Origin of the sequence: Gaiella sp. (assembly GCF_035710885.1) — a bacterium.
Classification (GTDB): Bacteria; Actinomycetota; Thermoleophilia; order Gaiellales; family Gaiellaceae; genus Gaiella.
Genome location: NZ_DASTCS010000058.1, coordinates 1 through 10,638 on the forward strand (window position 1 = coordinate 1; position 10,638 = coordinate 10,638).

9 protein-coding genes are annotated in these 10,638 nt (G+C 72.1%); 4 read left to right on the plus strand and 5 right to left on the minus strand.

What is annotated here, in order from left to right; genetic code table 11:
- The 3 genes from VFO26_RS14500 to VFO26_RS14510 all read right to left on the minus strand — a co-directional run.
- A partial coding sequence (locus VFO26_RS14500) for a c-type cytochrome (protein WP_325115755.1) occupies positions 1 to 509 on the minus strand: 509 nt, incomplete at its 3' end.
- Position 510: 1 nt separating this feature from the next.
- On the minus strand, positions 511 to 2,436 hold the full coding sequence (locus tag VFO26_RS14505) for a cbb3-type cytochrome c oxidase subunit I (protein WP_325115756.1): 1,926 nt from the start codon (positions 2,434 to 2,436) through the stop codon (positions 511 to 513).
- Positions 2,437 to 2,498: 62 nt separating this feature from the next.
- Positions 2,499 to 3,026: a hypothetical protein gene (locus VFO26_RS14510; protein ID WP_325115757.1), complete on the minus strand. Its 528-nt coding sequence runs from the start codon at positions 3,024 to 3,026 to the stop codon at positions 2,499 to 2,501.
- 136 nt (positions 3,027 to 3,162) lie between these two features.
- Here VFO26_RS14510 and VFO26_RS14515 point away from each other — a divergent pair, with 136 nt between their 5' ends.
- Positions 3,163 to 4,020 carry a serine/threonine-protein kinase gene (locus VFO26_RS14515; protein ID WP_325115758.1) on the plus strand — a complete coding sequence of 286 codons (858 nt, stop codon included), beginning with the start codon at positions 3,163 to 3,165 and terminating at the stop codon, positions 4,018 to 4,020.
- A 15-nt stretch (positions 4,021 to 4,035) separates the two neighbouring features.
- Here VFO26_RS14515 and VFO26_RS14520 read toward each other — a convergent pair whose 3' ends face one another.
- On the minus strand, positions 4,036 to 5,811 hold the full coding sequence (locus VFO26_RS14520; protein ID WP_325115760.1) for a serine/threonine-protein kinase: 1,776 nt from the start codon (positions 5,809 to 5,811) through the stop codon (positions 4,036 to 4,038).
- A gap of 203 nt (positions 5,812 to 6,014) precedes the next feature.
- Between VFO26_RS14520 and VFO26_RS14525 the strand changes: the two genes are divergently transcribed.
- From VFO26_RS14525 to VFO26_RS14535, 3 genes are all read left to right on the plus strand, one after another.
- On the plus strand, positions 6,015 to 8,033 hold the full coding sequence (locus tag VFO26_RS14525; RefSeq protein ID WP_325115761.1) for an adenylate/guanylate cyclase domain-containing protein: 2,019 nt from the start codon (positions 6,015 to 6,017) through the stop codon (positions 8,031 to 8,033).
- A gap of 75 nt (positions 8,034 to 8,108) precedes the next feature.
- On the plus strand, positions 8,109 to 9,797 hold the full coding sequence (locus VFO26_RS14530; RefSeq protein ID WP_325115762.1) for a GAF domain-containing sensor histidine kinase: 1,689 nt from the start codon (positions 8,109 to 8,111) through the stop codon (positions 9,795 to 9,797).
- Positions 9,794 to 10,441 (plus strand): response regulator transcription factor, encoded by a 648-nt coding sequence (locus VFO26_RS14535; RefSeq protein WP_325115763.1) that lies wholly within the window; start codon positions 9,794 to 9,796, stop codon positions 10,439 to 10,441. Before VFO26_RS14530 ends, VFO26_RS14535 begins: the two co-directional genes overlap by 4 nt.
- On the opposite strand, the gene VFO26_RS14540 is transcribed toward VFO26_RS14535, so the two are convergent.
- Positions 10,399 to 10,638, minus strand: a 240-nt coding sequence (locus VFO26_RS14540; RefSeq protein WP_325115764.1) for a hypothetical protein, incomplete at its 5' end; no start/stop codon positions are given. The two genes, VFO26_RS14535 and VFO26_RS14540, sit on opposite strands and share 43 nt — an antisense overlap.

Genomic DNA, 10,638 nt, shown 5'->3' on the forward strand with positions numbered 1-10,638 from the left:
TCCTGCTGCCGCGTCGCGAAGTCCTGGGACGCGACGGCTCCGGCCATGATCCCCGCCTGGTAGCCCCCGGAGATCTGCGCGTCGGGGTCTGTGATCGACCGCTCGAGGTAGTCGGCATCGGCTGTGACCGTCGCTCCGTCCTCGAGCGTGACCGTCGAGCCTGCCAGCCCCTGCACGCTTGGCCCGACCCCGTCCGAGCCGTCGAGCGAGTGGCACCCCGAGCACCCCGTGGAGCCCCAGAGCGTCTCTCCACGCTCGAGGAGTTCGGCTTCCGAAAGGGTCGTCTCAGTCGCCTCGGTCGTCTCGGTCGGCTCAGTTGTCTCGGTCTGGGTGGGCTCGGTCTCGGCGGGGGGCGGCGTCGTCTCCGCAGCGTCCGGCCGCGCGGCGTCCTCGCCCCGGTCGTAGCCGATCGCGTAGGCGCCGACCATCAGGCCGAGGACGGCGGCGCCTGTGGCGAGGCCCCCGAGGATCCACTTCCACAGCCCGTCACCGGTCCGGGGATCAGCCACGTCAGCCTCCTGTCACGCCGGCGGCGTACATCAGCGCCATGCCGATCGAGAGCACGAGAACGATCCGTCCGGTGACGAGCCCGAGCGAGCCGGTTGCGAGACCGGTGACGAAACCGAGCGCCGTGACGCCGAGATGGAAGAGGGCGTGCCACCCCTCGCTCGTGGCCAGCGAGTCGTAGATCGTGGGGAGCATCACGAGGAGCATCGCCGCAGGCGCGACGACGACGACGGCGATCGCGACGCTCGCCCGGTGGCGGAGCCATGCGAACACCGTGGGCGTCGAGGCGACGGCGGCGCCGATCAGGGCGCCGACGACGAACTGCGCGCCGTGCTGGAGGTGGTGATAGCGGGTGCTGTCCTCGACCGCATCGGTGATCTGGGGGGCGAAGGAGGCGAGGAAGACCACGGTGGCGGCGACAACGGCCCCGAACTGGTATCCGGTCGTGAGCAGCGGGGCGGTCTCGCCCGCAGCGGGGAGCGGCTCGTCCACCGCCGGAGGGCGCTCCCAGCGGCGGGTGCCTGCGATGCGCGCCAACCGGGCACACTCGAAGAGCAGGACGAGGAGGCCGATCGCGAAGACGATCGCAAAGATGGCGCCGGCCAGGCTGTAGCCCGCCGTTCCCTCGGGGTGCACCGCCCAGCGCCTCGGCACGCCGAGCGCGCCCGAGACGTACCAGGCGGCGAGGAAGCCGTAGCCGCCGACGAGCAGCGAGCCGAGCGCGAAGGCCGAGACGCCCTCGCGAGCCGTCCGCCCCGAGCTCTCCTCGAGCATGCGCACGAGGAGCGAGAGCGCCCAGAAGATCACGCCCATCAGCAGGTACGTGTGGAAGTGGGCCGGGACCCAGAGCGTGTTGTGGAAGCGGAAGTTGACCGGGATCAGCGAGTCGATCACCGCTCCGGTGCCGCCGATCGCCCAACCCATGAAGCCGAGATAGAGGAGCGCCGACGCGAGCGTCCAACGGTACCGCGAGCCCCAGACCAGCATCGCGCCCGTGTAGATCGTCACCACGGCGGGTGGCAGGGCGGCTCCGAACGACGCGACGCTGGAGAAGCCCTGCGCCCAGCCCGGCTGGACGAAGTCCATGTAGAGGTGGTGCGAGTACGCCGTGGCCACGAACAGAAGCGTGAAGAGCCACGCCACGACGATCGGCTTCGTCGTCTTCCAGGGCCTGCCCGTGTAGCCGGGGAGCATCACGTACACGGCGCCGGCGGCCAGGTAGATGATCAGGTTCGCGACCGAGTGGCCGAAGAAGTAGGTCAGGTTCTTCGCCCAGAGCGCGTCCAGCTCCATCCCGGAGTCGATCGCACGGCCGATCAACGCGACAAGGATGGTCGTCCCCACCGCGCTCGCGATGAGGCCCTCGAGCGCGACCACCGTCGCCGCGATCGCCGCCGGCGGCGGCGGGGAATCGTCCCGGTTGCGCAGGTACGAGATGCCGAGCGCGCGCTGCAGGCCGCCGTACGTTGCGCACGTCTGCAGCAGGAGATCGATGCAGTAGACGAAGAAGCCGGTCCCGACGAGCAGCATCCCGACGAGGAAGGTGTCCGTCGCCCAGGGTCGCCACGCTCCGGCCGCGTCGAAGGGGAGCGGCCAGAGGAACGTCCAGCCGGCTGCGAAGCCGCCGAGCACCACCGCGACCACGACGAGCAGGGCGCCGCCCAGGATCGAGAGGTAGCTGACGAGCATCCGGCCGAGATCGAGCGGCACGGTGCGACGCAGGACGAACCAGAGCGCCCCCATCATCGCCAGGAGCGCGCCGGTGAGCATGCCTGCGCCGTGCAGGGTCATCAGGCGGTAGAACCACGACGGCGAGAGCGTGTAGACCTCGGCCTGGCTCAGGCGCATCGCCAACCCGGCGAGCCCCATCACCGCGAACAGCGCGAGCCCGGTGCCGACGAACAGCCACGCCACGCGGCGCTCGCTCACGCGTGCGGACGCGAGAAGCCCCGTGCCGGCCGAATGGAGGACGCTCGACGCGTGGGCTTCCATCAGCCCCCCACCCGGAACGAGGCCACCATGTCGTGGTGGCTCAGCCCGCAGTACTCGAAGCAGCGAATCGTGTACTCACCGACCGTGTCGAACGTCAGGTCCAGCTCGTTCGTGAAGCCGGGCATTGCCTGCACGGACCCGATCAGCCGACCCCGGGGGTCGTAGACGCCGAAGCCGTGATTGACGTCGACCGAGGTCACGTCGAAACGCACTTCGGTGCGCGCCGGCAGCACCGCCGGGTCGATCGTCCAGAAGAACTGGCCGCCGGACACCTTCACCGTGGTTCCGGGCGTCTCGCCGCTCGCGTACGGCAGGAGGAAGAACGAGAAGCCCACGACGACCACGAGGAGGCCGACCAGGAACGCGAGCCAGGGTCGCCTGAGGCGGTAGCCGGTGCGCTGCACGTCCTCGTAGGGGACGTCGTGCCTCGCGTGGGCGGCGACGGCGAATGCGACGCCGACGATGGCGACGGCGAGCACCCCGAACACGATCGCGATCGCGACCTGGGGCTCTCCGTACTCGAGCATCACACACCTGCCGATCGGCCGGGGAGCGGAACCGGGCGACATTCTCCCCCTGCCGCGGGTGCCGCGCAACCGTCGGCGTCAAGCTCGAGCCGAGCACGTCGAGGGGGCGCCGACGGCGCTGCCGTAGCCTGTGGCCATGGACCGGATCAGCGGCACCCCTGACCTACGGCTCGGCGAATCGCTCGGCCCGTACCGGCTCGACTCCGTCCTCGGGGAGGGCGCGATGGGCGTCGTCTTCGAGGCGACGAACGCCGAGGAGGGAACGCTCGTCGCGCTCAAGGTGCTGAAGCGGCTGCTGTCCCGCGACTCGGTGTACCGGCGGCGGTTCACGCGCGAGGCGCGTGTCGCGCAGGAGGTGCGGCATCGGCACCTCGTCCCGATCCTCGACGTCGGGGTCGCGCGGGACCATCACTTCCTCGCGGTCGCCCACGTCGAGGGCGGCTCGCTCGGGGATCGGATCGCCGGGCAGGGCTCCCTCTCGGTGGACGACACCGTCCGGCTCGCGGCCGAGGTCGGCTCGGCGCTCGACGCGCTCCACGCGCACGGGATCGTCCACCGGGACGTGAAGCCCTCGAACGTGATGCTGGACCCGACCGGCTCCGCCGCGGTCACGGACTTCGGGCTGGCGAAGGGACGCGCCTACACCGTGCTGACGCTGCCGGGCCAGGTGATGGGGACGCTCGACTACATCGCGCCGGAGCTGATCCGGGGCGAGGAGGCCGGCCCTGCGAGCGACGTGTACGCACTCGCCTGCGTCGTCTACGAGTGCCTCGCCGGGGCTCCGCCGTTCGGCGACCGGAGGATGTTCGAGGTCGGGGTCGCGCACCTCGAGGATCCTCCGCCCGACGCCTCGACCGTCCGCCCGGACGTCCCGCAGGCGCTGGCGGAGGTCGTACAGGGCGCGATGGCGAAGGAGCCGGCCGAGCGCCCGCGCACCGGAACGGCGTTCGCGCACCTGCTGCGGGCCGCCTCGGCCGCGCAACGGCGCGCCTGAGACGCGAACGGGTGGCTAGACGCCGACCTTGCCGATCCGGTGGTGCCAGAAGCGCCACCAGTTGAACAGCGCGGCGTGGTCCGTCGAGCCTTCGCGGGCGAGCGCGAGCATGTCGCGGTGGGTGGGCTGCGCCAGCTTCTTGTGCGTCCACACAATCACGGCGTCGTCACCGTCGAAGTAGCAGAACCGGTCGCCACCGGGCTTCGGCGGGGTCCCCTCGTGCAGCCATGGCCCCGAACCGCCCCAGAACGTGCCGTCGCAGCGGCCGCCGGTCGCGGCCACCCCTGCCCGCTCGCGCGCCGCCGTGTACGCCGCGGCGAGCGCCGATGCGTCCGGATAGATGGAGATCTGCCAGCGGTCGGGAGGGTTCTGCGTGCCCAGGGCCGCAGGCTGGAGGCAGACCGCGCTCTCGATCGCGCCCTCTGCCGGCTGGTTCTCGACCGCGCAGTCCTTCCACAGCTGGCGCGGGACGAGCGCTGCGAGCGAGGCGGGTGCCTCCTGCTCCGTCGTCACACCGCCGCCGGCCGCCGATGCGGGTGGTGTCGCCAGCTTGTCGTCGTCGCGCGCGAGCAGGTATGCCGTCGTGCCCGACACGATGGCGGCGATCGCAACGAGCGCCGCCGTGACGGCCCACCGGGGCACGCGTGGCGCCGAGCGCCCACCGGGCTGTGCCGGCGGCGCCCCGGTCGGCGGGACGGACGCATCCGCCGCCGCGGGTGCCGACTGGACCGGGACCGGCTCCGGTTCGGACGGCTGCTCGGTGTAGACCGGCCGGGGGTCGGACGGCGTGTCGGAGCCGGCGGCGCCCTGCGCGGCAGCCGGAGCGCCGGCTGTCGGCGCGACCGGCGCGGCAGGGGTGGCGGTCTCCGGCACGGGCTCCGCGACCGAGGGAGCCGAGGCCTCCTCGTAGCGCTCCTCGAGCGCCTGCACGGAGGTCGTCCTCCGCTGCAGCACGGCTGCGTGGGCGGCATCGACGAGCTCCGACGCCCTGCGGAAGCGGTCGTCGGCCGACTTCGCCATCGCTGTCGCGATCACGCGATCGAGCCCGCGAGGGAGATCGGGACGCGCTTCGCTCAACCTCGGCGGCGCGCCGGTCAGGTGCGCGTGCATGACGGCCACCTCGGCCTCGCGATCGAACGGTGGCCTCCCGGCGAGGCACTCGTACAGGACGCAGCCGAGCGCATAGACGTCCGTGTACGGCCCCAGGCTGAGGCCCTCGATCTGCTCCGGCGCGGCGTAGTCGACGGTTCCCACGAAGACGCCCGTGCGGGTCAGGTCCGGCGCGGTCGTCTGCTTGGCGACTCCGAAGTCGGTCAGGTAGACGTGCTCCGACGGATCCGCGACGAGGATGTTCGACGGCTTGACATCGCGGTGGATGAGGTTGTTCTCGTGCGCGGCGTCGAGCGCTCCCGCCACCTGCTCCAGCACGAAGAGCGTCCGGCCGACGCTCAGCCGCTTCTCCTGCTTCAGGAGGGAGCGGAGATCCGAGCCGGCGACGTAGCGCATCGCGATGTAGAGCAGCCCGTCGGACTCGCTTCCCTCGATCTCCCCGGCGTCGTAGATCGGGATCACATTCGGGTGGTCGAGCTCCGCAGCGCGCTGCGACTCCCGCACGAACCGCTCCCTGAAGCTGTCGTCGTGCGCAAGCGGAGTCGCGAGGACCTTGAGCGCGACCTTGCGGCCGAGGCGCATGTGCTCGGCCAGGTACACCACGCTCATCCCGCCCCGGCCGAGCAGCGACTCGATCCGGTAGCCGGCAAGAACGGTGCCGATACGTGTTGTCTCGCTCACGCCCACTTAACCTCGAGACGGCCCGCATACGAGCCGTCTTCCCGGGAATCCGTCGATGTTACAGCGCCTCACGGGCGTCGTGATACTCGGCGGTAGACTGGCCGCATGCCGCCGCGGGGGGATGCGCGCAATGACGTGTTCCGCGTGACCGGCCCGAACGACGGGCCGCTCGCCTCCAGCTGCGCGGGCTCGTACGCGTCGTCGTGAGCTCGAGCGACGACGAGCTTCGCCCCGTGACGGTGCTCTTCGCCGACGTCGTCGGCTCGACGGCGCTCGCGGAGCGGCTGCCTCCGGACGAGGCGAAAGCGTTGATCGGGGAGTGCGTGAACCAGATGAGCCGCGCGGTCCACGAGTACGGGGGCACCGTCCAGGCGTACATGGGCGACGGCATCTGCGCGTACTTCGGCGTCCCGGTCGCCCGCGAGGACGACCCGGAGCGAGCCGCGCGCACGGCGCTGCGCATCCTCGAGGTCGTCCGCGACTACGCGCGCGACGTCGAGCGAGCATGGGGCATCGAGGAGTTCGACGTGCGGGTGGGCATCAACGCCGGCCCCGCCGCGGTGGGGGTCGTGGGGGACGTCGAGGAGCAGACGGTTGCGTTCGGGGACACGACCAACGTCGCCGCGCGACTCCAGTCGCTCGCCGCGCCCGGGACGATCGTGGTCGGCGAGGAAGCCGCGCGCCGGCTCGCGCACCGCTTCGAGCTCGAACCGATCGGCCGGCTGGCCGTCAAAGGCCGCTCGAAGGAGGTGGAGGTGCAGCAGCTCGTCCAGCCGCTGCAGCGTGACCAGGCGCGGCCTCGGCAACACCTCGTCGGCCGCACCGCGGAGGCCGAGCGCCTCTCGACGATCGCCCGCGAGCTCGCCTCCGGGCGCGGACAGGTGCTCCTCGTCGTCGGAGACGCCGGGATCGGCAAGACCCGCCTCGTCGAGGAGCTTCACACGATGCTCGGCGAGGAGGCCGCATGGCTCGAGGGTCACTGCCTCTCGTACGGCGGGCTGCCGACCTGGCCGTTCGAGGAGATGCTCCGCCGCTGGCTGGGCATCGCCGACGAGGAGCCCGAGATCGCGACCCGCACGAGAGTGAGGGCACGCCTGGGCGCACTCCTCGGCCCACGCCTGGACGACGCGCTCGCACCGCTCGGTCGCCTGCTACGCGTCCGGCTCGACCCCGACCGGTCGCCGGTTGCGGCGCGCGAGGACCCGCCCGAGGCGATCCACGAGGCGCTGCATGCCTGGATCGAGGCCCTCGCCCGGACACGCCCCGTGGTCGTCGTGCTCGAGGACCTGCACTGGGCACTTCCCGACGCGCGCGAGGCGGCCGAGTCGCTGCTCGATCTGACCGACAGGGCGGCCGTCCTGCTCGTCGCGACGCTGCGGGCGGACCCGGGCTCCGAGGCGTGGCGCTTCCGGCTACGCGCACTGGGCGACTTCGCGCACCGGACGTCCGAGCTGCGGCTCGACCCGCTGACGGACGCCGAGGCGACGCAGCTGGTCCGCACGCTCGCCGCCGGCTCCATCGACGAGGAGACGATCGCCTCGGCGGTCGCCCGCGCCGAGGGCAACCCGCTCTTCCTCGAGGAGCTCGTGCGGCTCCTCCTCGAGGGAAGCGCCGTCCAGCGCCGGCGCACCTGGACCCTGACGGTCGGCCAGACCGAGCTTCCCGCACGGCTCGAGAACCTCCTCGTCGCCCGTGTCGATGCCCTTCCGGACGCAGCCCGCCGGCTCGCGCAGATCGCGGCGGTGATCGGGCGAACCTTCGAGGTCCCGCTCCTCGAGCGGGTCGCGGGCACGGACGACTCGGCCGCGGACATGCTGGCGCTCGTCCGAGGCGACATCGTGCGCGAGCTCCGGCGCTACCCCGATCTCGTCTGCGAGTTCAGGCACGGGCTCCTCCACGAGGCGGCGCTGTCCACTCTGACGCCACCTCGCCAGCGGGAGCTCGCCGGAAGGATCGGCGTTGCCCTCGAGGAGCTGCTCGGCGCCCGTGCGGGTGACGAGGCGGAGCGCCTCGCCCACTACTACGTCCGCAGCGACCGGCTCGACAAGGCGGTCGCCTATCTCGAGCGCGCCGCCGACGACGCGGGCGACTCCGCACGTCGCGAAGAGCTCCTCGAGGCGGCACGCAAGGCTGCGGCCCGCCAGGGCGACGTCGACGCAGAGCGTCGCTTCGAGGCGCGTCTCGCGGAGCTCCCCTCGAGGCCGGGCGGCCAACTCACCTGACTCGAGGAGCACGTCGGGCATCCGCGCAGCACGCAGACGGCGGCCGCTGCAGAGCACGGCTGGTAGAAACGCTGTGTGACCGAGCCGACGACTGGAGCCCCGCCCGCGTCGGCCACCGAGCAGGTCGACCGCCTGCGCGTGCTCGTCGAGGCAGGGATCTCTCTGAACTCCGAGCTGTCCCTCGACGCGCTGCTCCAGCGGCTCGTGGACACCGCCGCCGAGCTCACGGACGCGCGCTACGCCGCACTGGGCGTGATCGACGGAACCGGTCACGGGCTCGAGCGCTTCCTCACCACGGGGATCGACGCCGACACGCACGCCGCGATCGGCGAGCTCCCGCGCGGACGGGGGATCCTCGGCGTCCTGATCCGCGACGCGAAGCCGCTCCGGCTCCACGACCTCGCAGACGATCCCCGCTCGGTCGGGTTCCCGCGGAACCACCCGCACATGCGGTCGTTCCTCGGTGTCCCGATCCTGCTCCGGGGCGTTGCCTACGGCAACCTCTACCTGACGGAGAAGGCGGGAGGGGCCGACTTCACCGCCGAGGACGAGGAGCTGACCCGGCTCCTCGCCGCCCAGGCCGCGGTCGCGATCGAGAACGCCCGGCTCTACGAGTCGTCGACGCGGTGGCTGCGGCAGCTCGAGTCCCTCAACGAGATCGGGAGCGCGCTCTCGTCCGAGGTCGAGCTCGAGCGGTTGCTGGACCTCGTCGCGAGACGCACGCAGGAGCTCGTCGAGGCGCGGATCGTGCTGATCGCCCTGCCCGATGCGCAGGGCACGCTTCGGGTCGCCGCGTCGGCGGGGAGCGACGAGCTCGTGGGCATGGAGCTCGAGCTGAGCTCGACCAAGATCGGGCGGGTGCTCGAACGCGGGCACACCGAGCGCGTCGACGCCGTCGTCGACGACCCCGAGGTCGATCAGCGCGTCGCCCGCGAGCTCGGGATCACTTCCGCGATCTACGTGCCGCTGACCGTCCGCGGGCGCCCGCTGGGCGTCGTCGCCGCGCACGACAAGCTCGGCAACGACCCCCGCTTCGAGGAAGGGGACGTCCGCCTGGCCGAGTCCCTGGTCGCCCGGGCGGCGATCGCGGTCGACCTCTCCGAGCGGGTCACCCGCGACGCCCTCCGCCGTGTGGTCGAGGCGCAGGAGCTGGAGCGCGCCCGGCTGGCGCGCGAGCTGCACGACGAGACCGGCCAGGCGCTCACCTCGATCCTGCTCGGCCTGAAGCACCTCGAGGACGCGGCGGCGACCGAGGAGGCCCGGTCGGCCACCGAGGCGCTGCGCGAGCTGGTGGTCACGACGCTCCAGGACGTCCGCCGCCTCGCGGTGGAGCTGCGGCCGAGCGCGCTCGACGACTTCGGTCTCGTGCCCGCCGTCGAGCGGCTCGCCACGACCCTGGGCGAGAAGTCCGACCTGGTCGTCGACCTCGAGGCCCAGCTCGGCGAGGAGCGGCTGCCCTCCGAGGCCGAGACCGCGCTCTACCGGATCGTGCAGGAGGCGCTGACGAACGTCGTGAAGCACGCAGCCGCCGGTCGTGTCAGCATCACCCTCGTGCGCAAGCAGGGTGCTGCGGTGGTTGTCGTCGAGGACGACGGAAAGGGCTTCGAGCCCGCTTCGGTCCGGGCGGGGGCGCTCGGGTTCACCGGCATGCGCGAGCGCATCGAGCTCGTGGGCGGCCGGTTGACGATCGAATCGTCGCCGGGTGCCGGCACGACCCTCGTGGCCGAGGTGCCGGTCGCACGACCGGAGGACGACACCGGATGAGCATCCGGGTCCTCCTCGTCGACGACCACGCGATCCTGCGCTCCGGTCTCCGGCGGGTGCTGGAGGCGGAGGCCGACATCGAGGTCGTCGGCGAGGCGGAGTCGGCCGACCGTGCCGTGTTCGAGGCGCTCTCCGGGAAGCCGGACGTCGTCGTCATGGACGTGGTCATGCCCGGTAAGTCGGGTATCGAGGGGATGCCGGCCGTGCTGCAGGCCGTTCCCGAGGCGAAGGTGCTCGTCCTCTCGATGCAGGACGACCCCCGGTACGTGCGGGAGGCGTTCGAGGTGGGTGCGGCGGGCTACGTGCTGAAGGAGGCGGCCGACACCGAGGTCGTCGGCGCCGTGCGCGCCGTGGCGGCCGGCGAGCGGTACGTCCATCCCGCGCTCGGCGCGCGTCTCGTCGCCGCGGAGGCGGAGGAGCGCAAGCGGGCCGAGGCCGATCCCCTCTCCGAGCGGGAGCGGGAGGTGCTCCGGCTCCTCGCCCTCGGCCACACGAACCAGGAGATCGCGAAGATGCTCTTCATCTCCGTCCGCACGGCGGAGACGCACCGCGCGCACATCATGCAGAAGCTGCGGCTCTCGACCCGCGCCGAGCTCGTGCGCTATGCGCTGAGCCGCGGCTTGCTCGACGAAGTCCAGCAGTAGCGCTCGCGCGCGACCCGCGGCGCGCCCGCGAGGAGGGGCGCCCAGCGGGCGAAGGCCGCCGAGACGACGGGGTCGCTGCCGAGCGCGTCGAGGGTGAGGTCGTCCTCGTCGCCCTCGAACAGGAACACGGCCTCGCCGCCGGAGAGGAAGACGGAATGGCCGGTCACGCCCGTGCCGGCGAGGTCGAACGGCGGCCC

Bases quoted from the DNA above. Each gene is read 5' to 3' on its own strand.
- VFO26_RS14535 (WP_325115763.1), top strand. From the start codon at position 9,794: ATGAGCATCCGGGTCCTCCTCGTCGACGACCACGCGATCCTGCGCTCC.
- VFO26_RS14510 (WP_325115757.1), bottom strand. From the start codon at position 3,026: ATGCTCGAGTACGGAGAGCCCCAGGTCGCGATCGCGATCGTGTTCGGG.
- VFO26_RS14515 (WP_325115758.1), top strand. From the start codon at position 3,163: ATGGACCGGATCAGCGGCACCCCTGACCTACGGCTCGGCGAATCGCTC.